Raw genomic sequence first — 24,514 nt, 5'->3', positions numbered from 1 at the left:
TTTATTTCGGTAAATCATGGAGATAATCGAAGACATTATTTTGTGATGTTTCCACGCGTACTGCATTTATTCCCTTGTCTGAGTAAAAGAAGTATTTTTTACCACTTGAGCACACATACAATAGACCAGTTTTATTTGCAATTGTTTCATTTTTACTGTGAACAATTGTGCATGGCCCACCCCACTCTACATACGCTCCTTTTCCCCAGATATATTCCTGAATTGTTGTAGGTGTTACCACGATTTTTACTTGCATTTCTTTATATGTACCCGTATTATTAAACCATTGATATTGGTACTCTGATTGGAAATTTAAGTTCAGTTCTCTAACTCCCGATGGAACTGAAGCCGAAGATCGTCCCTGATTTTGACTTCCGGAAGCTTGTTGTTTTCTTTTAAGATTTGAATTTGGGTAATATTTACCGTACTGAAAAATTTTGGAATAATCGTCAGTAGATGCTACAAGTACCCAGCCATTTTGTTCAGAATAGATATATTTTTTACCGTCAGGCGATACCTCAATATCATCAAATGGATAGTACATATCATCATAGATGATATTTCGCATTCTACTATCATAAACATTCAAATATTCAGTGCGGGAATTGAATTCAGATGAAGTCAATATTTTCTTCTTTTTAATATCATAAACAGAGTACGTGAGTGTTCCTCCCCGGCTAATGATATATTGACCGTTTTGGCTCAAATGATGATCACAACATGGAATATTTGGATTTGTAAAAGTACTGACCCAATCCAGAAGTTCACCTGTTTTAATATTTATGAAATAATATCTTTCTTTACTTACAAATGCGAGTGTATCAGAGACAGTGAGAAGAGGTGTAAAATTCACGGTATTGATTGCTTCATTTGTTCGATAATTTAAGATAATATACGATCTTCCTCCCTTCTTTTTGTTGTATTTTTTCTTCACATATACATATTCGTGAGTAAGTGGAAATACTTCATCGCCTTTTTCGATTGGAAGTTTTATTATCTCGGTAGTTCCGTCGTCAGGATTGACTATGTATATTATTCGGTCTTTACTGTCGGATACAATAAATACATTTTTTGATTTGTGAAATAAAAACTTCTGATGTTCAAAGGGATCTTTATCTTTTTTAGTTCTTAATATTATTGTTAAATCAGCTACTTTTTTAAGGTCTTTAAAGTAGTTGTGTTGGTATATCGCAGTAGTCGTGATGATGTACTTTTCATCTAGATGCAAGAGTTTATTGAGCAGCGTTCCATCGAAGGCATATTTTTCAATGAAAGGATTTGGAGAATTTAAATTGAATTTACTAACTTTTTCATTATTCCGAACAATGAATTCATGATCATTAATAAAAAAAATGCTTTTAAAATTGTATTGACTTGGAGGATTGTAACTGTAGCTAAAAATTTGTGCGTTAGATAACTTAATATTCCAAAGGACGAAGAGCACTACAAGGATTGTGGGTATTTTTCTCATATTTCAAAGTTGAAAGTTCTTTCAGGATTAAAAAAATACCTCATTTGCATGATTTTGAATTTTGGCTGTTACGGAGAATTGCTTACACTTCTATTTTGGATCGTATTCCAAGCTTCTCCATGTAACTGACTTCGATGGAATACACTCCGTACTCTTCGCATACCCGGCCGCGGAGGTGATACACCCCCTTGCCCCGGAAGGGATATTGAAGTGCTACCTGAGGAAAATGGACGCTGTCGGCCCAATGGCCATCCACGTCGATCCAAGTGCCGAAGTACATGCGCTCACCCTTGACTGTGCGGGTGGGTTTGATGGTGACCAAATAGCCGTAGAAGTCCACCTCTCGACCTACAAAATCTGGCAGGTCGCGTGACCGAAGCAGATCAGCCGGCAACCCTACGGCCAAATCAAAGGGCGAACACAGCGGAAAACCCAGCAACTCCATTTGGTCATATGCTTCCTCAATCGGATCCGTTTCAAGATGTGGGAGCGTAAAGTCAACGGTAGGTTCTGAAAAGAGCTCCGGCTGAGTGGATTTAGGCTTTTCGCCCGACAGCAACCAGTGTGCCTGCCAGTAGAGTTCTTTCTTGTCAAGGCCAGTAAAGCGAAACGCACCAGCTTTAATGAGGATTTTAAGCTGCTCGAGGCCGGGGCGCACACGGCGGTAGAAGTTTTCGAGGCCGGTATAGGGGCCATTCGTTTCGCGCTCGTTCAGTAGGCGCTCCATGAGCGGGGCTTCTAAAGATTTTATCAGACCGAGGCCGAGCCATAGAGTGCGGCCTGTGATGCAGGTGAGTTCGCGGCTGTGGTTTACGCAAGGGGGCTGTACGTCGGCGCCGAGCATCCGGGCCTCGTGTATGTACATTTCGGTGGTGTAGAAGCCTCCGAAGTTGTTGATCACGGCACACATAAATTCCAGCGGATAGTGTGCCCGCAGGTAAAGGCTTTGATAGCTCTCCACAGCAAAGCTGGCCGAATGCCCCTTGGCAAAGGAGTACCCGGCAAAGCTCTCGATCTGCCGCCAGATTTCGGCGGCTTCGTCGTCGGGATAGCCCCTCTGTCGGCAGTTTTCGAAAAAGCGGCTTTTCACTCGCTCAAACTCTTCGCGCGAGCGGTATTTGCCACTCATGCCCCGGCGCAACACATCGGCCTCAGCAAGGGTGAGACCGGCATAGTAGTGTGCCACTTTGATGACATCTTCTTGATACACCATTACGCCGAAAGTCTCCGGCATAATGTCGTAGAGGATGGGATGTGCGTCCTTCCGAGCCTCGGGGAAGCGGTAGCGACGAATGTACTCGCGCATCATGCCGCTGCGCGACACCCCCGGTCGTATGATGCTACTGGCCGCTACCAGACTGATGTAGTCGGTACAACCCATTTTTTTGAGCAACTGGCGCATGGCCGGTGACTCTACATAGAAGGCGCCCATGGTGCGCCCTTCGCTGAGCATACGGCTGATGGCCGGGTCGGCCTTAAAACGCGGGATATCGTGTATGTCGATAGTTTCCCCGCGGTTTTCGCGCACGAGCTCCACAGCATCGCGTATATGCCCGAGCCCGCGCTGGCTGAGGATGTCGAATTTGTATAGGCCTACATCTTCAGCTATGTACATGTCAAACATAGTGGTGGGCAAACCCTTGGGTGGCACAAAGGTGGGCGTGTACCAACTCATAGGCTTGTCGGATATGAGTATCCCACCTGCGTGTATGGTCAGGTGATTGGGGTAGTCGTGCAGGTACTGTGCATACCGAAGTATAATTCGGCTGATGTCGTCGAGGTTGTGCGCCGAGAGGTCGCCTTCGGCCAGGCGGTCAATTTCAGGCTTGGGCAGGCCAAAGACCTTGCCCAGTTCGCGCACCACAGCCCGGTACTGAAAGGTATTGACCGCTGCCAAGAGGGCGGTGTGGCGTCTGCCGTGGCGTTCGAAGAGGTAGGCTAGCACCTCGTCGCGGTCGCGCCAGCTGAAGTCGAGATCGAAATCGGGCGGGTTCTCGCGGTAGAGATTGATAAAGCGCTCAAAATACAGATCGAGCTCCACCGGGTCCACATCGGTGATGCCCATGCAGTACGCCACCAGGCTATTGGCCCCACTCCCCCGCCCTACGTGAAAAAAGCCTCGGTGAGCTGCATAGCGCACTACATCCCAAGCGATGAGGTAGTAGCTCACGAATCCTTTTTGTACAATGATGTCGTACTCCTTCTGAAGGCGCGCGCGCAGCTCGGGTGTTTCGCTTCCATATCGTCGGCTGAGACCCTCTTCAGCCAACTGCTGGAGCAACTGCCAATCGTCTTCGGCCGATGTACCGAAGACCCGCTTGTTTTGCATCTGTCCGAAGGTATAGTGAAAGCAACAGGAATCCATAAGCCTCTCCTGCTGGCTGACCAGCTGGGGCTGCTGATCATACGCATGCCGAAGCTCATCAGCCGTAAGCACGCGCTCCTCCGGCGATGCCTGTTGGTCTGGTGAAAGCTTGCTGAGCAGACAATTCAGATCAACGGCCCGCAGCAATCGATGTGCGTTGTAGTCGCGCTTATGACGAAAGGCCATTACAGGCCACGCAATGAGCCGCTGGGCATGATACCGCCAGGGCGATGCACTTAATAAGGAAAGATCATGCGGACGAATGCCAATGTACTCGTGCGACTCGGGTGAAAAAAACCAATCTCGGCGCAGCGGATATACGGCAAATACGCCTTCCAGAGCAGGCGCGCGCATCGGAATCGGCTCACCGGAGTGCAGATAGCCGGTAAGCCATTCGTTGATGGCGGCAAATCCGGCCCAGGTCTGCGCCACAAGGGTAAAGCGCCTTTCTACACCTTGCCGCACATCAATGGCTGGTATCACCTGCACGCCCACTTTCTGCCCCCGGCGCATCATGTCAAATACGGCTGATGTGCTGTTGATATCAGCCACTACCAACCTGCGAAAGCCTTGCTCTACAGCATACTCTATCCACCAATTGTCAGGTATCACACCATATCTGAGCGAATACCACGACATGGCCACCGGCGTAGCTTTCATGATAATTTGATAATTATTTTATCATATTTTCGACTACAATATAATCAGATAATGCAATCCAATCACTGAATTTTTTAGAGTGAAGAAATTTTAACTAGCCTGTGAAGTATTTTAAAAAGCTGATTTTAACGGTGGCTTTAAAGTCAAAATGCCTAAGGAATTTGGGCACCGCAGAAGTGTAAGTAAACTGCTTCAATCGAAATTTTACAAATCCTCAAAGAGTTCTTCAGCAGCTAAAAAAGGATCGACCTCACCAGACTCCACTAAGGATTTTAAGTGCTGATAGATTTGAAACTTCTCCGGATTCTTTTGCAAGAAATATCTCCATGCGCTGGCAATGGCTTGCTCATACCAATAGCTCTGCTGCAAAAGGCGATTTTGCTTCCAGTATCCGGTGGCATGTGTCAGACGTCGATACTGGTCGATGAAGTCGTATACCTGAGCCATTCCGGCGCCTGTCAAAGCACTTGCCGTACAAACATGCGGGCTCCATTGCGACTGTCCGGCTTGCAGAAGGTGCAGGGCTCGGGCATATTCTGCAGCTGCCCTTCGAGCGGCTGTAAGGTTTTCTCCATCAGCTTTGTTAATCACCACCAAATGGGCGAGTTCCATGATGCCGCGCTTGATGCCCTGGAGTTCATCACCGGCATTTGCCAGCATTAGAACCATAAAAAAGTCGGTGAGATGATAAACGGCAGTTTCGCTTTGTCCCACACCCACTGTTTCGACCAAAATGACGTCGAAACCTGCTGCTTCGCACAGAAGCAACGACTCACGCGTGGTGCGATTCACACCGCCCAGTTGATTTCCAGATGGACTAGGGCGTATAAAGGCCTCTGGCCTTGAAGCTAAGCGAGCCATACGCGTTTTATCGCCCATAATGCTTCCGCCACCCGTTTGACTGCTGGGATCAATGGCCAATACAGCCACTCGGTAACCAAATTCATCGATCAAAAAATTGCCGAATGCCTCGATAAATGTGCTCTTTCCTACGCCCGGTACGCCCGAGATTCCGATACGCAGCGTATCCGTTTTTACCTCCACGCTTCGGCGTATGAGTTCTGCTGCCAACTTTCGATGCGACGGATTTGTGCTTTCTAAAAGCGAAATGGCTCTTGCCAAAGCAAGCCTGTCACCATTTTTTAAAGCTTCAAAAAGTTCATCTGCCGATGGCAGCTCGCTGGGATGGTATTTAAAATTCGGATTAAGCACGCCCAAAACTATGCAAACTTTACCGGTTCTTTGCCTGATGAAAGTTCTGAAATGAATGCTTTTTTTGAGAACTTCCTTCGTTCAAGTTGGCTAAAAACTGAAATACAGGATGTTGAATTTCAGGGAAAGCACTTTAAGGTTCTTCGCGACGATTTGATACATCCTGTCATTTCAGGGAATAAGTTGCGCAAACTTTGGCTTTATTTGAGAGAAGCTCTTAAGAATAACAAGGGCATTGAAACCTTTGGCGGTCCGTTTTCAAATCACCTAATTGCCACTGCGTTTGCAGCTTATACATTTAAAATTCCGTGTCGAGCTTATGTGCGCGGATTGTGTCAAAATACACCCTCCCTTGAAATGTGTCAACGGCTTGGTATGCAGCTCCAGAAAATGAGTTCCGATGCTTACCGAAGAAGTAAAAATTTAGGTCAATCATCTAACATTAATTGGCTTACAGTGCCAGAAGGCGGCAAGGGACCAATTGGAGTCGAGGGTGTGAGATTAAGCTATAAAAACACTTTTGAAAAGTATGACGAAATATGGCTAGCGGCAGGTACCCTAACAACAGCCTTAGGCGTAGCACTTGCTGCTCCACATACCCGCGTAGTTGCCGTTCCGGTACTCAAAGTTAATGGAATAGAACTTTTAAGCGATTTTATGTCACTTTACTGTATAAAAGTTCCTGAAAATCTGGCTTTTGCTGATGATTATCACTTCGGAGGCTACGCTAAATGGACTGCAGAATTGCTCGAATTTGCCAATGAATTTTATCTGGAATCGGGAATTATGACCGACCTGGTGTACACGGCCAAGTCATTATATGCGTTTATTCACCACAGTAATTCACCGTCGGGTGTACGAAAATTGTGGATTCACACCGGTGGACTGCAAGGAATGATAGGTATATTGCCCCAAATTAAAAAGAAAAAGCTTCATTTGGCCTATGAAACACCTCTTGTGGCTCATCTCTCTGCTACTCACCTGGCCATTAATGGGCCAAAACCTGAATAAACGCCGTTTGGAGTACATTCAAAAGCACAAACTGCTGGCCATCGAAGAGATGAAGACCTACAAGATACCAGCAAGCATCAAACTTGCACAGGCAGCTCTTGAATCAGCAGATGGAACAAGCGTCCTAGCTGTAAAAGCCAACAATCACTTCGGCATTAAATGCCACCGCGAATGGGATGGTCCAACCGTATACCACGACGACGACCAGAAAAATGAGTGCTTCCGTAAATACAAATCTGTAGAGGAGTCATACCGCGACCATTCGCTCTTCCTAAGCGAGCGACAGCGCTATCGCAAATTGTTTTCCCTGCCCATCTACGATTATAAAGCGTGGGCTTATGGATTAAAAGATGCCGGATATGCAACAAATCCGCGCTATCCCGAGTTGCTCATAAAAATCATCGAAGATTATCAGCTCTACATCATCGACCAAGAAGCACTTGGCTCTTTGGTGGTTTCAGAAAAACGCTTGAAATACCACGAAAACCGCATAAAATACGTAATAGCTGTAGCAGGCGATACCTGGGAGTCGATCGCCGAAGAATTTGATACCAAAGTAGAATACCTTTTAAAGTACAACGAGCATAACTATACGTATGCCCTGCAGCCGGGCGACATTGTCTTCTTACAGCCGAAGCGTTGCCGTGCCCGCAAGGTGAAGACTTATACCGTAAAACCCGAAGACGACATGTACAAAATCAGCCAACAGTTTGGCATCAAGCTCAAATATTTGTACAAACGCAACCATATGAAAGCCGGCGAACAGCCTAAACCCGGCGACGTGCTCTACTTGAGGGGATATAAGAAAAACGATTAACCTCAGTGGCTTTTTATTTTTTTAAACTTAATAGTCCTGTATTGCATTTTAAATGAAAACTAGCCTTATACCTTTGTCCACATGCAATGGAAATCATTTGACGTTCACAAGGCCGATGAGGTCGATGTTTTAAAGGACTTCCGCTCCAAATTTTATATACCCACAACTCCAAAAGGTAACGAAAAAGTATATCTCACCGGCAACTCCCTCGGCCTTCAGCCGAAAGCTGTGCGCGAGCTTCTGATCGAGGAGCTCGACGACTGGGCAACGCTCGGGGTAGACGGCCATACGCACGCCCGCCGTCAGTGGATGCCCTATCACGAACTGCTGACTGAATACCTGGCTTACATCGCAGGTGCGCTGCCCACTGAAGTAGTAGCTATGAATACACTGACGGCCAATCTGCACTTGCTGATGGTCTCTTTTTATCGACCTACTAAATGGCGGTATAAAATTCTATGCGAAACAAAAGCTTTTCCGAGCGATTACTATGCACTTCAAAGCCAGGCGCGCTTTCACGGTTATCCAGATGCGGTGGTTGAAATTCCGACAGATTCTCATGGAATTATATCTGAATCGACTTTATTCGACTTCATTGATGCACATTCCGACGATACGGCTCTGTTGCTGATGGGCGGGGTGAATTATTACACCGGTCAGGTATTCGATATGGAGAAAGTTACCCACTTCGCCCGTGAGCGGGGCATTGTGGTAGGTTGGGACCTGGCCCATGCCGTTGGTAATGTTCCCCTCAAATTACACGACTGGGGTGTAGACTTTGCAGCCTGGTGCAGCTATAAGTATTTGAACGGCGGTCCGGGAGCTGTGGCCGGTATTTTTGTACACGAGCGACATCACGGCAAAGAGCTTCCAAGATTTGAAGGCTGGTGGGGACATTCGAAGGCTACGCGCTTTCAGATGCCTCACGACTTTGAGCCTATTTCTACGGCAGAGGCATGGCAGCTGTCAAATCCTCCCATTCTGTCAATGACGCCCCTGCTGGCCTCATTGCCCATGTTTGCTGAAGCCGGCTGGGAAGCCCTTCGCTCCAAAAGCCGGACACTTACCACGCTGCTAGCCAATGGTTTATGCGAATTACAAGATGCCTACGACGCTGACATTAGTATTCTTACTCCCTACGAAAATGAAAAATCGGGCTGCCAGCTCAGCGTAATCTTCCAGGGCTATGGCAGAGCAATGTTTGATCATCTCACGCAACACGGCGTGGTAGTCGATTGGCGCTATCCCGATGTGATTCGCATGGCACCTGTACCTCTTTACAATTCTTTTGAAGACATTTTTAAAACCTTGGAAATCATAGAAAAAGGTATTTTAATCCACAAAAAATGAACACCAAAAAAAACATTGTAATTGCCGGTGGCGGACTAGTAGGCTCACTCCTAGCTGTGTATTTTGCTGAAAGAGGTCATCGCGTCCGCCTCTTCGAACGCCGTCCCGATGCCCGCAAGACGAATATCTATGCCGGTCGATCTATTAATTTGGCCCTCAGCGACCGCGGCTGGAAGGCCCTTCGCGGTGTAGGTCTTGAAGAAAAAGTGCGCCAAATAGCGCTGCCCATGTATCATAGAGGGCTCCACCAGCCTGATGGCAGCTATGTACGTCAGCCCTACGGACAACCCGGACAGGCTATTTATTCTGTATCGCGCGGAGGTCTTAACATTTTGCTCCTCAATGCTGCCGACGCCTATGAAAATGTGGAACTCTTCTTCAATCACAAGTGCGTGGATGTTGACTTCGAAACGAACGAGGTAAAATTTCTGGATGAAGCCGGAAATGAAGTGGTTGTCAAAGCTGATTACATCTTCGGTGCCGATGGGGCATTCTCAGCCATTCGAGGTGAAATGATGAAGACTGACCGGTTTGACTACCAGCAGCAGTATATCTCGCACGGCTATAAAGAGCTTACAATACCTGCTGGAGAGGGTGGCAGCTTTTTGCTTGAAAACAACGCCCTGCACATCTGGCCACGCCATGAGTTTATGCTTATCGCATTGCCAAACATCGACGGATCCTTCACCGTCACCCTGTTCTTGCCCTTCGAAGGCAACAACTCCTTCTCAGCTCTTGATTCCGTAAAGAAGGCACGCGAATTTTTTCGGCAAACCTTCCCTGATGCTCTTGAGCTCATGCCCGACTTCGACCAGCAATGGCAGCAGAATCCTGTATCGTCTCTTTGCATCATACGTTGCTATCCATGGGTACGCAATCACACCGCTCTGATCGGTGATGCAGCCCATGCCATCGTGCCCTTCTATGGCCAAGGAATGAATTGCGGTTTCGAAGATGTAGATGTACTCTTCCAACTGCTCGACCATACCGCCGATTGGCCGGCAGCCCTTGAACAGTACCAAAAACTTCGCAAACCCGACGGTGACGCCATTGCAGAGCTCGCCCTGCGTAACTTTATTGAAATGCGCGACCTCACCGCTGACCCCAAATTCCTGCTTCAGAAAAAAATCGAGGCCCGTATCCAGCAGAAATATCCTGAACTTTGGACACCCCTTTACTCTATGGTCACCTTCAGCCATATGCGCTATTCTGAAGCACTCGCCCTTGGCAAAGTGCACGACCAAATTATGGCCGACATCATGAGTCGTCCCGACATCGAATCTAACTGGGATAGTCCTGAAGTCGAAGCAGCTATTATTGCCAAACTTCGCGAAATTCAACCTGTATTATGAGCGCCATAGCTGAGAATCTCGCACGCATTCGCTCTGAAATAGGCCAAAACGTTACCCTTGTGGCCGTGTCTAAATTCAAATCACCTGAACAAATACTGGAAGCCTACCACGCCGGCCATAGAGACTTCGGCGAAAATCGCGTGCAAGAACTGGTCGAAAAAGCCGAAAAACTACCAAAAGATATCCGATGGCACATGATCGGCCACCTACAGACCAACAAGGTTAAATACATCACCCCTTTTATCCACCTCATTCACAGCATCGACAGCGAGAAGCTTCTCACAGAAGTTCAAAAGCAGGCCCTGCGCGCAAATCGCTCCATCGACATCCTCTTGCAAGTCTTCATTGCGGACGAACCCACCAAATTTGGTCTCGACGATAACGAATGTCTGCAACTGGCCGAAAAGATTCACCAAGGCCTCTACCCAAACGTGAGACTGCGCGGCCTTATGGGTATGGCCACAAATACCGACGATGCCTCAAAAATCGAATCTGAATTTCGCCACCTCAAGAGCGTGTACGACCAGCTCTGCAGCACTTTTCCCACTATGCCAATCGATACCCTCTCGATGGGCATGAGCGGTGATTATCCGATTGCCCTTCGCTGCGGCAGCAATATGATTCGCGTGGGCAGCGCCATCTTTGGCGCCCGTTAAAAAATCTTTCTTTTTTAAGCATATGGTTTAGAATGTTCTCTCAAAGGCAGCAACTTATGCTTGTCCAGACAAGGGGCCTAAAATGCACCTTCGTATGGTCTTGAATAGATTAAAAGATACCTGGCTGACTTCGTATGGATTGAGCTTTTCAAAAGAGCTCAAAAATGCTGACGCAAAAGAAACATTTCATCAGGTTACACTTTGCACCTACACTTCGGTGCGCCATCTCTTCACCTTCGAACATCGGACTTGCGCGCCCACCTTATCACCAGCAAGTGTGCCCTACTGCAGATTTTGATAAAAACTTCTACTAAAACTAAAACTCCCTCGACACTTTTAAGCGATTTCTGCGGGTGTAGTCCTCATTTACTAGACTCTACAAAGAAAATTTTCGTGAAAATCTTCAGTTTACTCATTAAAAATCTGTTCTCTCCCTAAAACATTCTTGATGCATATTATTCAGAGTTTTAAATCTTAATTCTCCACTCGTGTAGAAGGTAAGCTCTCGTCCAAATTAATTACCTCATTAAGCAGATATTTGCACCGCAATTCTTTTAACATGTATTCCATTCTTCGCCGATTGCTCTTTGCTCTTGAACCCGAGCGCGCACATCACTTTACGATGGAAACGCTCAAAACGATTTACAAACTTCCTTTCGGCGAAACTATCTTAAAAACCACCTTTTTAACTTCTGATTTCCAACCCTTTGAATGGAAAGGTCTGAACTTTCGGCATCCGGTTGGCCTAGCAGCCGGCTTTGACAAAGATGGAAAATACCTGTATCCTTTGGCCTCATTAGGATTTTCGTTTATCGAAGTCGGTACCGTTACTCCTCTGCCCCAACCCGGAAACGACAAACCGCGCCTCTTCCGCTTACCTGCCGATAAGGCCTTGATCAATCGCATGGGCTTCAATAACGAAGGCGCTCAATCCTTAGCTGCTCGGCTGAAACAAGGAAAACCCCGAAACCTAATTATCGGTGGAAATATTGGTAAAAACAAAATCACTCCAAACGAAGAAGCCCTGCGTGATTACATCGCTTGCTTCGAAGCACTCCATGCTCAGGTCGATTACTTCACGATAAATGTCAGTTCGCCCAACACCCCTGGTCTGCGCTCCCTTCAGGACAAAAAGCCGCTGGAAGAAATCATCACGCACTTGCGAAAGCATCCCATGCAATCAACTACCTATCGACCTGTTCTATTAAAAATTGCACCAGACCTCACCGACGAACAAATCGACGATATTGCCGAAGTGTGTGCCAATACAAGCCTTGACGGCATCGTAGCCACCAACACTACCATTTCGAGAGAAGGGCTTAAAACTTCAAAAAATCAAGTGGAATCCATGGGTTCCGGTGGCCTTTCAGGCTTACCCATCCAAAAAATTTCAGATATAGTTTTGGGTAAAATTGCGAAAAAGATCTCTTCCGATACCTTATTGATTGGCGTCGGCGGCATTTTTACGGCCGAGGATGTTCGGCGCAAACTCGACCTGGGAGCAAGGCTCGTACAGGTGTACACTGGATTTGTATATGAAGGTCCCCAAATGGTTCAACGAATTGTAAAAAATCTTTCGAAAAAATGATTCAGACAAAACTGAGCGTAAACATTAACAAGATAGCTACCCTTCGAAATGCACGAGGGGGCAACATACCAAACGTACTTCAGGCAGCCATCGACTGCCAGCGCTTCGGTGCTCAGGGCATCACAGTTCATCCACGGCCAGATGAGCGTCACATTCGCTATAGCGATGTACGCGAAATAGCCCCAATTATCACTACTGAGTTCAATATCGAAGGGTATCCATCAGAGCAGTTCTTGTCTCTCATTGAAGAAGTAAAGCCACATCAAGTGACGCTTGTGCCCGACCCTCCAGGTGTGCTGACCTCCAATGCCGGATGGGACACCTATGCCCATTTAGATTTCCTAAAACAGGTGATCGAGCGCATTAAAAAAACAGGTGCGCGTGTATCACTTTTCGTCGAAACAAACGAAGAAGACATCAAAGGAGCCGCTGAAGCTGGTTCTGACCGCATAGAACTCTACACCGAAGAATATGCTCGCGGTTTTGTACGCAACCCTGAAAACGCTGTAGCGCCCTATGCCGTGTGCGCAGAAATCGCTCACAGCCTTGGACTTGGCGTAAATGCAGGCCACGACTTAAATCTGGAGAATCTCCGCTACTTCGTGGCTGAAGTACCCTACCTGCTTGAGGTGAGCATCGGACACGCCCTTATTTCTGATGCCCTGTACTACGGCCTAGAAAATACCATTCAGATGTATCTCCGCCAAATTGCTTTAGCAGCTGAGGGTAATGGATTAAGCCAGTAATCCAATCCTCATCGCAACCGTAGCCTGGGAATTTTAAAGGAATACTCGGCTGAAGCTCTTAAAGTTGTATGATAGCGCACTTCTGCTGGCAAGGATATGGCATGTAAACTTGTAGCGTCGAGGTATTCTTTCTGAAAGTTTTTGGGCATGCGCCTCAGCGCTGATGTGAGGTTTTTTATGCCCAAATCCGCAGGTCTGCGGATAGAAGATGTAGTAATCGTATTGAATTCCAGGTGATTTTGTCCAAAAAAGAGAAGCACCGGACCATCAATGCGGTTGTTTAGAAGCGCGATGCGATGGGTATTGGGTTCTGTCACTGAAAATCCATTTCGACCAATGTGATTTTTAAAGAAAACATTATTCGGCCCAGAAAATCCGTGCGCGTTATCAGCTATTGCCATCACAGCCCGATTTCCTTCAAAGAGATTGGCATAGGTGTAATTGCCATGTAACACCATATCGCCAGTTAGGCCATTTTCAATGTCGATTCCAAACAGGGTAGTTGTTTGGCGTGGATTGATGGAATAATTAAAAGCAAAAACATTCCCATTGGCTCCGGCTTGCGTAATCATTGCATGTCGCAATACATCGAAAGTATTGTCTAAAACAAGACAATTGACCGACCCAAGGTGTATCATAGTGCCATAACCTCTACCACCCCCTCCATAGCCATGTGACAGGGTAAAATAGCAGCCTGATACTTCGATGTGAGCACTGTTGCGCGCCTCTACATGGGCATAGTTGGTGTAAAAGCTCTCAACACCCGAAACCCGACAGTTCACAGCATAGTTAAAGTGAAAATTGGACGACTGGCTGCTGGTGCGATCGAGCCGTATAAGGGTAAAATCTTCAAAGAACACATTTTCAGCCGGCTGCACTACTGCTACTACGTGTTTGGCCGTAGGACGCGTACTGTCGCGAATGGCGTCGTGTAAATAAAGAACTTCGCCCTTCCGCCGTTCAATGAGGAAAAACTGCCCTGTCATCGAATAGCACCAATTGGCCTTACACAAATCTTGATCTTCGCGAATCCAACGAATCCAGCGCACGTTTTCTGGAATGCGCTCCAGTACTTTGATGGTGCGATCGCCTTTCTTCGGCGGAACGATAGCATATCGAGCGCCTTCCAATCCTCCCTCTACGCTAAAGCCATGTCCATTGCCTCCGTTGTTGATATACACCACCGTTTTTCCTGGGCCCATTCCTTTGATGAGTGTATTTGATGGTACTTGTAATGTTTTTGTAATCAAGTATTTGCCTTCGGCTAACAAAATAATTCCTGGTTTTCCTCCCAATGCCTTAAAGGCACTCTCAAAACTTTCATTTACTGGTACAGATGTATCGGCATGGGGCGATAACTTTACAACCTTCGCCGTTTTAAAATCAGAAGTAATTAATCCTGCTCTACTCCAATCGCTCAAATAGGTGTTTAATTCTGATTGTCCAAAACCTAAAAATCCAAATAACAGGAATTTATGTAGATACAAGAATTTCATTTAGTCTGTTTTGTTGCGAATAAAAATCGGTTTTTTCCGGATAGATCTTTCAAAAGTTCAACGAGAAAAAATTTAGAAAACAATTCTTTTAATTCACTGTAATACAATGGATTAATTTCAAATGCCATCAAACCTTTTTGATTAAGTGTATTTACAGATATTTCTAAAATCCTTCGATAGAATATTAAAGGATCCTCATAAGGCACAAAAAGTGCAATATGGGGCTCATATTTCAATACGTTCACATGCATAGCTTTTGCTTCTGATAACAACACATATGGAGGATTTGAGACTATTACATCAACGCTTTCAGGCAAGTGTTGTGCTACATCGGGTTTCAACAAGTCCACTTGTATGAATTCTACTGGCGCATTCAGAGCCTTAGCGTTCTTTTTAGCTACATCAAGTGCTTTTTCTGAAACGTCAGTGCCCATCACACGAGCGTTTGGAAAGGCTTTTTTCAGCGAAACTGCCAAACATCCGCTACCAGTACAATGATCAATAATCGTATCAGGCGCAAAAGATCTTTTTTTACACCACTCAACTACCAGCTGGAAGAGCTCCTCTGTTTCAGGACGTGGAATAAGCACATTGCCATTTACCTCAAACCATTGACCGGCAAAGAGTTGCTTACCCAAAATGTACTGATAAGGCTCGCCTTTGCACAATCGGTCGAGTACCTCTTGCAGTTTGAAAATTTGGTCTTGGCTCAATTGTACTGTCTCATCACTCCACTGCTGCCATCTTTTTACCCCCGCAAAATCTTCTAATACATATCTAATTAATGTTTCAGCTTCTGAGAGGTCATACATCGTGGATAATATGCCTAAAGCCTTGGATTTAAAATCAGCTACATTCACTGAAGGTTATTTAATTCCCTTTTGGCTTTTAACATCATTTCCAGAATTTGTATGGCAGCTTCAGCCAGATTCGTACCCGGACCAAAAACCCCGGCAACGCCCTTTTCAAACAAAAAGTCGTAATCCTGGCGGGGTATCACGCCACCGGCTATCACGATGATATCTTCGCGTCCCAGCTTTTTAAGTTCTTCGATTACGGCGGGGACCAAAGTCTTGTGACCAGCGGCCAGACTCGATATTCCCAGGATGTGCACGTCGTTTTCTGCGGCTTGTTTGGCGACTTCTTCCGGAGTTTGAAACAGCGGACCCACATCTACATCAAAGCCAAGATCGGCGAAGGAAGTAGCGACCACTTTAGCCCCACGATCGTGCCCATCTTGACCTGTTTTGGCCACCATAATGCGCGGCCGACGACCTTCGACCTCAATAAATTGCTCTACCAATTTTCGAGCTTTTTTAAAGGCTTCATTTTCTTTCATTTGTTGGGCATAGACTCCTGAAATGGTTTTTACTACAGCCTGGTAGCGTCCAAATACCTTTTCCATAGCCAGCGATATCTCACCAAGGGTGGCTCTGGCGCGTGCAGCCTCTACCGCAGCCTCCAATAAATTGCCTTCTATGCGATTAGCAGCAATATCGGTGATGCGCTTTAAAGCAGCCTCTACTGCCTGTGTATCGCGTGAAGCTTTAATTTCATTAATGCGCGCAATTTGTTTATTGCGTACAGCTTGATTATCTACCTCTAATATCTCTATTTCGGTCTCTTTTTCAGGCTGATACACATTTACGCCGATAATCCACTCTCTGCCGCTCTCGATCATGGCTTGCCTGCGCGCAGCGGCCTCTTCGATTTTCAACTTTGGCAATCCGGCTTCGATCGCCTTGGCCATGCCCCCGAGTTCTTCGATCTCGCGAATGTGTCCAATAGCCTTCTGGATGAGTTGGTGAGTCAAATACTCTACATGATACGAACCAGCCCAAGGATCGACCGTAGCGCAAATTCCACTTTCGTATTGCAAATAGAGTTGAGTGTTGCGAGCTATGCGGGCCGAAAAATCTGTGGGCAGTGCTATAGCTTCATCAAGGGAATTGGTATGTAAACTCTGCGTACCTCCAAAGCCTGCCGCGAGAGCTTCAATAGCTGTACGGGTTACGTTGTTAAAGGGATCTTGCTCTGTAAGGCTGTAACCCGATGTTTGGCAATGAGTGCGCAAGGCAAGCGATTTCGGATTCTTAGGATTAAATTCTCGCACAATACTGGCCCACAGCACTCTACCGGCGCGCATTTTGGCGATTTCCATAAAGAAATTCATACCTATCGCCCAGAAGAAACTCAAGCGAGGAGCGAAGTCGTCGATGTCGAGCCCTGCATGTATGCCCGTGCGTAAGTATTCGAGTCCATCGGCCAATGTGTAAGCCAGTTCTAAATCGGCCGTAGCGCCAGCCTCGTGCATGTGATAGCCTGAAATGGATATGCTGTTAAACTTCGGCATGTGGCGTGCCGTATATTTAAAAATGTCGCCAATGATGCGCATCGACGGACCCGGCGGATAGATATACGTATTGCGCACCATAAATTCTTTGAGGATATCGTTTTGAATCGTACCCGAGAGTTTATCAGGGCTAACCCCTTGCTCTTCAGCTGCAACGATGTAAAAAGCCATGATTGGAATCACCGCACCGTTCATCGTCATACTTACCGACATCTGGTCGAGCGGGATGCCATCGAAGAGTATTTTCATATCCTCAACAGTGTCTATAGCTACACCTGCCTTACCCACATCGCCCACCACGCGAGGATGATCGCTGTCGTAGCCTCTATGTGTAGCAAGGTCGAAGGCCACGGAAAGCCCCTTTTGACCAGCTGCCAGATTTCGGCGATAGAAGGCATTGGATTCCTCAGCCGTAGAAAAGCCGGCATACTGGCGGATTGTCCATGGTCTTATTACATACATGCTGGCATAAGGACCACGCAAATACGGTGGTTGACCAGCGCCATAGCCCAAGTGAACCGCACCCTCCAGCAACTTCTGCTCAGCTAGGTGTGGGATTTCAATGCCTTCAGGAGATTGACGTACTGTGTTTTGCGCACTTCTCTTCCCGTTTGGCTTCACATGTAAAATGTCGTTTTTGTCAATTAAAATTTTCATGCCAAGTGATTTTGGATTACAAATGGCTCAAAAGGCGATCCCTCTCTGAACGCTTTTTTTAGCTCTTCCACTTGCTCATTGGTAGGCCTGTACTTCGATATACCTACCATTACTTTGTTACCATTCTTATACTCCTCAAGGATGGTTTGGCGCGCCTGTGAAAGAGCATCGCTGTAATAACTTGATTCAAAAAGATCTGATAGAGTCTTAAACTGCTGTATCTCGTTTTGATATTCAAGTGCCGCATCGATAAAACGTTCTGTCAAACTTTCCAGTGCATAACTGCCTGCAACCGGATCGCTGTAATAAGTGAGTTTTGATTCGTAAATAGCTATCAAGGCTTGATTTCGCGCCCATCTCAAGGCATCAGAATCAGCAGAAGTTTTAAAGTAGTTGTACGGAAGTACCGTAACCGAATTTGTGCCACTAATAATGGCAGAAAGTGTTTTAATCGAATTGCGAATCAAATTGTTATACACGTCGGCCGAGCCCATATCCATCCGACCCGTGCGTGTATGGATGTACACATTGTCAATCTGAATATTTGCTTTTTCGATCCACGCCTTAACCAATATTTTTAAAGCCCGATTAAAAACCAAATCTTGATAAGTATTTCCCACAGTGGCAGTTAAAAAACCTGTGTGCTGCAACATTTGTGGCTTGGTTTGCCTGATAGCATTGAGGATTTCGAGTCCGAGTGCCAATACCAGGCCCGGGGGTAAACCCGCTTCTAAAGGCTCAGCAAGGTCGACCAGCAAACCGTGAAAATCCGTTTGAATTTCTTGCAGTGTCTCACTAAAAACCTCTTGATGGCCATGCCAGGGAAGTACTACGTAAACTTTTTTCGCCGAATTTTCATTGCGCGTGAGTGATAAAAAGGCTTCTAAACTGCGGTAACCCTTGTGAAAATCTGTTTTGAAGTCAATGGTTGTTTGAATGTACTCCAATCCTACTTCTTTGAGCAAAAGCTCCCAATTGGGCTGCTTGTACACATTGAGGTATAAACCAGATGCACCTGAATTTAAGGCCTTTAAAATAAAAGCGTTTACATATTCATCCTTTTCTTCCGGAAGGTCCACCCATTCTGAAACAGCAATTTCATGAAGCGTATCTGACGTGTATTGAGGGTTTTTATTTTCGGAATAGTGATAAAACGGCTTTAGTTCAACCCCTCGATCCAGTTTTTTGACAAACTCCTCCGGCTGCTTGCCTCCAGACTCTTTCAACCAAAGTTTTAACCAGTCGCTGTAGGTTTGATTGTCAAAGTGCAAATTAAAGTCCATGGATTCATCATAAATTGACCGTGCTAAATTACGCCATATCGCGCCCGACCCATGCAGTGGTTGTAAACACCATTTTACATCAAGAATTTATAAATCTTTGCCAATAATTCGAAATTCCTTAAGAATCTTTAATCAGATCCAAATTTGAAAATGAATATTTGCACAAACTCTACCACTGATGCTTTTCCGCCTACTCAAGAAAAAATCGAAACTCGAAGAATTATACGAAAAATACGAAGAATTGAGAATTGAAGCCTATCGCTTAAGCAAAATCGACAAAGCAAAAAGTGAAGAACTTTTAAAGGAGGCGAAAAAAATCAGTGACGAAATCGACAAGATGAAAGCAACTCATTGACAATTAACAAAGACATCTAAATAATTTTTTTTCATTGAATACGTAACCAACGCAAAAATTTCGACTTTTGAAAAAAAGTCAACTTTATGCGCGTTTGTGCCATCATTTTTTTCTTTATAATTACAACATTAGGTCATAGCCAATACACTAAAGAAGAGCTCTTGGGTCGCTTTGATCCAGAAACACACTCAGATTTTGTGCGAATCAAAACAGAATACGCCAATCATCCTAATCATTATTTGCGAAAGGAAGTTGCCGAAGCTTTTTATAAAATGGCTCAAGCAGCGCAGAGGGACGGGATTACGCTGACCATTGTATCCTCCACACGAAACTATGCGCGCCAAAAAACGATCTGGGAGAACAAATATCACAAATTTGCTGGTACTCCATTCGACCGCGTTCATCGCATTTTGCAATACTCGAGCATGCCCGGCACATCGCGCCACCACTGGGGAACTGACTTCGATCTGAATTCCGTGGATCCAGAATATTTCAATACCCCTGCCGGACAACGCGTGTACAAGTGGCTACGCGAAAATGCTTGGAAGTATGGCTTTTTTCAGCCCTACACGTCTTTTGACGACACTCGTAGTAGCGGCTATTTCGAAGAAAAGTGGCATTGGTCGTATAAGCCCTTGGCTGACCTCTTTTTATGGGCTTATCGGTTGATGGTATCGTATGACGATATTTATGGATTTTCTGGCGCTGAAATAGCCAAATCGCTGAATGTGATTGACAATTACGTATTGTCTATCCTACCTGAAGAGAGGTGATGAATGAAATTTTATTCTTCTGTGTTTTATAAACCACAGTGGGCACAGAGTTACACAGAGTTTTTTCATTTTCCTCTACGTGCACTCTGAGTTCTCCGTGGTGGTTTTTTTTAACCACTGAGGGCACAGAGTTACACAGAGTTTTTTCATTTTCCTCTACGTGCACTCTGAGTTCTCTGTCATGGTTTTTTTTCAACCACAGTGGGCTCAGAGTTACACAGAGTTTTTTTCATTTTCCTCTACGTGCACTCTGAGTTCTCTGTCATGGTTTTTTTTTAACCACAATGGGCACGGAGTTAACAGAGTTTTTTCATTTTCCTCTCAGTGCACTCTGAGTTCTCTGTCATGGTTTTTTTTTAACCACAATGGGCACGGAGTTAACAGAGTTTTTTCATTTTCCTCTCAGTGCACTCTGAGTTCTCTGTCGTGGTTTTTTTTTTAACCACAGTGGGCTCAGGGATTTTTTTAATTTTCCTTCTTTATACTCTAAGAACTTTTCGATGTTGATTTTTACTAAATAATCCAACGAACTACTCCTTCTTTTAACAACTTTACATTAAAATTCATCAACAAACCAACTTTAATACTTGCCAATTTCATGTAAGTCATGAGTTGTGCTTTGTGAATGTCTAAAATGGCATCAACAGATTTAATTTCAACAATAACTTTATTCTCTACCAATAAATCAATTCGATATCCAGCATTGAGCTTGATTCCTTTATAAACTACTGGCAAAACGACCTGCTTTCTTACTTCTATTCCTGAGCTTTTTAATTCATAATATAAGCACTCTTCATATGCGCTCTCTAGCAACCCAGGACCTAAAAACTTATGTACTTCTAAAGCACATCCAATGATTTTATCTGTGATTTCATTTTCTATCATTTACTTCCATTTTTAGTTTTATAATTCAAATGTATTATTTTTTTACCAAATTGAGTAAGGAGTTTTTTCAATTTTCCCTCTATGCACTCTGAGTTCTCTGTCGTGGTTTTTTTTAACCACAGTGGGCACAGAGTTACACAGAGTTTTTTCATTTTCCTCTCCGTGCACTCTGAGTTCTCTGTCGTGGTTTTTTTTAACCACAGTGGGCACGGAGTTACACAGAGTTTTTTCATTTTCCTCTCCGTGCACTCTGAGTTCTCCGTGGTGGTTTTTTTCATCCACTGAGGGCACAGAGTTACACAGAGTTTTTTCATTTTCCTCTCCGTGCACTCTGAGTTCTCCGTGGTGGTTTTTTTCATCCACTGAGGGCACAGAGTTACACAGAGTTAATGAGTTTTTTATACAATCCCCTATTGCTCTTACATCAAATCATACAAGGCATTTACTAAGCGGTCAATCTCACGTACCCATGCCGTGGTGTGGGCTACAGTCTTCTGCTGCTTCGCTTCTAAAATCTTGTCCATTAATGCTTCTATTTTTTTGATTTTATCTTTATTTGTGATTAATGGGTGGATTCAGTGTGACTCTTATGCCTGTGCACTCAGCACGAGATTTTTGATTTAAATAATCTTCATATTTTCTTAAGGCCATAAATGGATTCCTTAATCGCTTTTAATAGAACAGGATAAGAAGTCAATATATCCCATTTTTAATTTCAAACGAACTGGATTCTAACGAATATTATAAATAATCACATAATCTCAATCTTGTAAAGTTTGACCTTCACTTAAGCAATCAGAAGCAACTAAAACATTTATAGGATTCATTATTATTAGCCAGTTTTTCTTATCATTTTCTTTAATGATATTTTTTCATTCTTAATAAGAATCAAACCACTTGCCAAGTTCATCAAATAAATCACGTGAACTGTTTTTTCATAAAGCTCGGTTCATTCTTTCTTTTTGTAAAGTTATGTATAGGAAATAAATCGTTCTAAGAATGGTTCAAAATTCTCTCCTTAATATACGTTATATATTTCAGTAATTGTTCCAGAAATATATGCAATATTTTAAACACGTAATATAATAATTCGTTGTAAAGAAACTTTCAAGTATCTATGTAATCAGTAAAGATTTAAACGTTTTTATTTATTGTCTTTTTTTTATTTTTAAAAGAATATAAGCCTTTCTAACTTTGGATCAGTAATCAATCAAGAGTTAAAATCACTTTTATAAAGACCAGGAATATCTTTATGAATTATTAATTATTTTATATCTTTTTCTAAATGATTTCTAATAAGATTAATAATGCTTAATTCAGATAAGTTTATCGGCATTTTTTTTCCTAAAGTAAATTTTTATTCCTCATTATCAGGTTCATCGATTTCAGCAGCAGTTTCTTCGATTTCTTCTTTTTCTTCCTCGAAAAAAGTCCTCACTCAAGTCGAAGTCTTTTTTATATTAAAGATAAATATTTACCTTTTACAGTCTATTTTGATGATGTTGCAAGATATTTTAAACTGTTCTTTCGAAAGCAAATTAACTAGACTCCAAACTTTTATAAGAAGGATATACATTCTTTTTACAAGAACATTTAGCGCTGTTTCTTATCTTCCAAAACACTTTTAGATGCCTCATCAGAAATATAATCAGCTGGTCTGTATGCAGTCAGATTAATACTAATTTCATTTAGAATATCGACAAAAAATTTTAAATTACCTATATTTTCATGTGTAACTTATTCATTAATAGGTGCTTCCTTTTTTAGAAAATTTAATTGACCAAATTCTCCTTCGATGAGTTTTCGAGTCCTTGCAACATTAAGTGAATCTGCTAAATTTACGAATTTCTTTGACTTTTTTGAAGTAAAGCCAGCAATTATTTTATCTTTATTTTTCCCATTTGTTAAATTCTTTATGTACATTTTTAAAAATACTTTCGAGACTAATAACTTCTAGGTCTGTATTCTTAACCCATCACCTTTTCCTCTTGCAATAAGTTTGAATTGATTTTGAATATCTATCAATTTATTATTGATAGATTTTGCCGAAAAAAGTAAAACATTAACATATCTACTTGTAACACTTGGTAATAGTTAATTCTCAATTAAAAACATATAACGAGAAGTTTTATCATTACGTAAATTATGACTTTTATCAATTACGATTAAAAATTTCGGTAGAGAATGAAAGATACGAAGACTTTTAGCATTATATCGATCAAATCACCTTTTTGTAAATCGGTATATTAACGTATGTAATAGTCTATTTCATCTCTATTAAATATGCTTCGATTACCAACTCTTTACTACTGCTAGTTATTTGAAAATTGTTTTAGACATAATAAGAGAACTTTATAGCCCTTTACTTCAAAATATTTCATTACAAAACAGACAGTCCAAGTTTTACCTAAACCCACTATACAATTTAAAATTATCCCATTACATTTTTGAAGCATTTTAATTAAATTGACAACACCCTTTTGTTGATGGGAATAAAGTGTTATAAAAATAGTAGTTTCTTATAAATGAGCTATTTCTCTTTTAAATTCAATATCAATAGAATGATGAATAAGATCATCCTTAAACATCTCATACAGAACTTTGTAGTATAAGTCATGAGGAGTGTGTTTTTTATAGATTTTATATTAAAATCGGTATAATAATTTTAACTTTTTTCTTTGATTTATCTTTTAGTTGAATAGTATCAATAGTTATCTAATCCCATTGTTCATTAAACCAATTTATTTAATTTTTAAATTCATCTTCATAATCGAGTTTTGTGATATTTAATTAAATATTCAAACTATCTTATTTAACCAACCCTGCATCAGTTAAATTAGAACTTCCTAAAATCAAAAAGTTTTTAGTTTTTTATTTATCTGAATAAATATACATTTTCGCATGGCAAAAATTTTTCTGAATATTTTTAACTTAAACTTTTTGCTGGTTAAGAAAATTCACGGCATTTTTAACCGAATGACTTAATTACAGTCCACTTGAGATGCCATCATTTCCTTCTAAAAGATCTATGATCTTATTCACATCATTTTCGTCTTAAATTAAATTCCTAAGAATTTAATTAAAATTCTCCAAATCTTTAAGTTCACAATACATCCTGCAAGTGCATTAATCGAAAAGTAGCCTGTTACTACATACAATGAACCTCTTTGTACGTTGGATTTGATAAACGCATAAACACTGTAATAATCGTTTTCATCGAGTCTTGTCTTAATTATCTAAAAGCATTACCTTAAACATTTTTAATTTATCCTTAACTTAAGAAAAATCACAAAAGAAAAAACATTTAAGATCAAGACTTACAATTTTTTAACTAAGGAGATTTTTATAAAAATACTTTCTCCTGACTTCCGCATTTTAACACCCAAAATTGAAGATTGAAGCTACTTTTTTTTGCTCCTCTGTTAAAAGGATTACTTTGCTAATGGTTTCTTTCGTCTTGGGTGTAGTGATTTCGATTTGATAA

General features: G+C 43.0%; 21 protein-coding genes. 10 read left to right on the top strand and 11 right to left on the bottom strand.

All coding sequences use genetic code 11. From position 1 onward, the window contains the following. Window position 1: 1 nt before the first annotated feature. From EIP89_RS10145 to meaB, 3 genes are all read right to left on the bottom strand, one after another. Complete coding sequence (locus EIP89_RS10145; protein WP_124398570.1) at window positions 2-1,471, bottom strand: hypothetical protein; 1,470 nt, start codon at window positions 1,469-1,471, stop codon at window positions 2-4. A gap of 82 nt (window positions 1,472-1,553) precedes the next feature. Next, the gene (locus EIP89_RS10140; protein WP_245966142.1) at window positions 1,554-4,496 is read right to left on the bottom strand and encodes a DNA polymerase III subunit alpha; all 2,943 of its coding nucleotides are present in this window, start codon (window positions 4,494-4,496) and stop codon (window positions 1,554-1,556) included. Window positions 4,497-4,700: 204 nt separating this feature from the next. Next, complete coding sequence (gene meaB / locus EIP89_RS10135; protein ID WP_245966143.1) at window positions 4,701-5,708, bottom strand: methylmalonyl Co-A mutase-associated GTPase MeaB; 1,008 nt, start codon at window positions 5,706-5,708, stop codon at window positions 4,701-4,703. A 51-nt stretch (window positions 5,709-5,759) separates the two neighbouring features. Between meaB and EIP89_RS10130 the strand changes: the two genes are divergently transcribed. The 8 genes from EIP89_RS10130 to EIP89_RS10095 all read left to right on the top strand — a co-directional run bounded on the left by EIP89_RS10130 (window position 5,760) and on the right by EIP89_RS10095 (window position 13,228). Beyond that, window positions 5,760-6,719: a 1-aminocyclopropane-1-carboxylate deaminase/D-cysteine desulfhydrase gene (locus EIP89_RS10130; protein ID WP_160160583.1), complete on the top strand. Its 960-nt coding sequence runs from the start codon at window positions 5,760-5,762 to the stop codon at window positions 6,717-6,719. Next, window positions 6,652-7,536, top strand: coding sequence for a glucosaminidase domain-containing protein (locus EIP89_RS10125; protein ID WP_124398567.1), 885 nt, complete (start codon window positions 6,652-6,654; stop codon window positions 7,534-7,536). Before EIP89_RS10130 ends, EIP89_RS10125 begins: the two co-directional genes overlap by 68 nt. Before the next feature lie 81 nt (window positions 7,537-7,617). Continuing rightward, window positions 7,618-8,886: a kynureninase gene (gene kynU / locus EIP89_RS10120; protein WP_124398566.1), complete on the top strand. Its 1,269-nt coding sequence runs from the start codon at window positions 7,618-7,620 to the stop codon at window positions 8,884-8,886. Further along, complete coding sequence (locus EIP89_RS10115; RefSeq protein WP_124398565.1) at window positions 8,883-10,238, top strand: FAD-dependent oxidoreductase; 1,356 nt, start codon at window positions 8,883-8,885, stop codon at window positions 10,236-10,238. Before kynU ends, EIP89_RS10115 begins: the two co-directional genes overlap by 4 nt. Next, entirely contained in the window at window positions 10,235-10,894 is a 660-nt protein-coding gene (locus EIP89_RS10110) for a YggS family pyridoxal phosphate-dependent enzyme (protein ID WP_124398564.1), read from the top strand. Before EIP89_RS10115 ends, EIP89_RS10110 begins: the two co-directional genes overlap by 4 nt. Before the next feature lie 94 nt (window positions 10,895-10,988). Then, window positions 10,989-11,192 (top strand): hypothetical protein, encoded by a 204-nt coding sequence (locus EIP89_RS10105; RefSeq protein WP_124398563.1) that lies wholly within the window; start codon window positions 10,989-10,991, stop codon window positions 11,190-11,192. Window positions 11,193-11,453: 261 nt separating this feature from the next. Beyond that, window positions 11,454-12,482, top strand: coding sequence for a quinone-dependent dihydroorotate dehydrogenase (locus EIP89_RS10100; protein WP_124398562.1), 1,029 nt, complete (start codon window positions 11,454-11,456; stop codon window positions 12,480-12,482). Further along, window positions 12,479-13,228 (top strand): pyridoxine 5'-phosphate synthase, encoded by a 750-nt coding sequence (locus EIP89_RS10095; protein WP_124398561.1) that lies wholly within the window; start codon window positions 12,479-12,481, stop codon window positions 13,226-13,228. The genes EIP89_RS10100 and EIP89_RS10095 overlap by 4 nt, the downstream gene beginning before the upstream one ends. 8 nt (window positions 13,229-13,236) lie before the next feature. Here EIP89_RS10095 and EIP89_RS10090 read toward each other — a convergent pair whose 3' ends face one another. Genes EIP89_RS10090 through EIP89_RS10075 form a run of 4 tightly spaced genes read right to left on the bottom strand, consistent with a single transcriptional unit; the run spans window position 13,237 to window position 19,017 of the window. Continuing rightward, complete coding sequence (locus EIP89_RS10090) at window positions 13,237-14,724, bottom strand: hypothetical protein (protein WP_124398560.1); 1,488 nt, start codon at window positions 14,722-14,724, stop codon at window positions 13,237-13,239. Beyond that, window positions 14,721-15,584 carry a peptide chain release factor N(5)-glutamine methyltransferase gene (gene prmC / locus EIP89_RS10085; protein ID WP_124398559.1) on the bottom strand — a complete coding sequence of 288 codons (864 nt, stop codon included), beginning with the start codon at window positions 15,582-15,584 and terminating at the stop codon, window positions 14,721-14,723. The genes EIP89_RS10090 and prmC overlap by 4 nt, the downstream gene beginning before the upstream one ends. Then, the gene (scpA, locus tag EIP89_RS10080; protein ID WP_371851068.1) at window positions 15,581-17,722 is read right to left on the bottom strand and encodes a methylmalonyl-CoA mutase; all 2,142 of its coding nucleotides are present in this window, start codon (window positions 17,720-17,722) and stop codon (window positions 15,581-15,583) included. Before scpA ends, prmC begins: the two co-directional genes overlap by 4 nt. A gap of 8 nt (window positions 17,723-17,730) precedes the next feature. Beyond that, window positions 17,731-19,017: a methylmalonyl-CoA mutase family protein gene (locus EIP89_RS10075; protein WP_124398557.1), complete on the bottom strand. Its 1,287-nt coding sequence runs from the start codon at window positions 19,015-19,017 to the stop codon at window positions 17,731-17,733. A 178-nt stretch (window positions 19,018-19,195) separates the two neighbouring features. Between EIP89_RS10075 and EIP89_RS10070 the strand changes: the two genes are divergently transcribed. Together EIP89_RS10070 and EIP89_RS10065 are read left to right on the top strand one after the other, a co-directional pair. Continuing rightward, a complete protein-coding gene (locus EIP89_RS10070; RefSeq protein ID WP_124398556.1) occupies window positions 19,196-19,372 on the top strand; it encodes a Lacal_2735 family protein in 177 nt (58 codons plus the stop codon). Between the two features lie 86 nt (window positions 19,373-19,458). Further along, entirely contained in the window at window positions 19,459-20,145 is a 687-nt protein-coding gene (locus tag EIP89_RS10065) for a M15 family metallopeptidase (protein ID WP_124398555.1), read from the top strand. Window positions 20,146-20,658: 513 nt separating this feature from the next. Here the strand turns inward: EIP89_RS10065 and EIP89_RS10060 are convergent. From EIP89_RS10060 to EIP89_RS11755, 4 genes are all read right to left on the bottom strand, one after another. Next, window positions 20,659-21,030, bottom strand: a complete 372-nt coding sequence (locus EIP89_RS10060) for a GxxExxY protein (protein ID WP_124398554.1) — start codon at window positions 21,028-21,030, stop codon at window positions 20,659-20,661. Between the two features lie 42 nt (window positions 21,031-21,072). Continuing rightward, window positions 21,073-21,393 (bottom strand): hypothetical protein, encoded by a 321-nt coding sequence (locus tag EIP89_RS10055; RefSeq protein WP_124398553.1) that lies wholly within the window; start codon window positions 21,391-21,393, stop codon window positions 21,073-21,075. A gap of 1,374 nt (window positions 21,394-22,767) precedes the next feature. Further along, complete coding sequence (locus EIP89_RS10050) at window positions 22,768-22,953, bottom strand: hypothetical protein (protein ID WP_124398552.1); 186 nt, start codon at window positions 22,951-22,953, stop codon at window positions 22,768-22,770. Between the two features lie 389 nt (window positions 22,954-23,342). Next, window positions 23,343-23,534 (bottom strand): DEAD/DEAH box helicase family protein, encoded by a 192-nt coding sequence (locus EIP89_RS11755; RefSeq protein WP_371851067.1) that lies wholly within the window; start codon window positions 23,532-23,534, stop codon window positions 23,343-23,345. Between the last annotated feature and the right edge of the window lie 980 nt (window positions 23,535-24,514).

This window comes from Thermaurantimonas aggregans, assembly GCF_003851885.1.
Lineage (GTDB): Bacteria > Bacteroidota > Bacteroidia > Flavobacteriales > Schleiferiaceae > Thermaurantimonas > Thermaurantimonas aggregans.
Note: the sequence above shows the minus strand (reverse complement) of the source record. Positions and strands in the feature narration are given on the sequence as shown.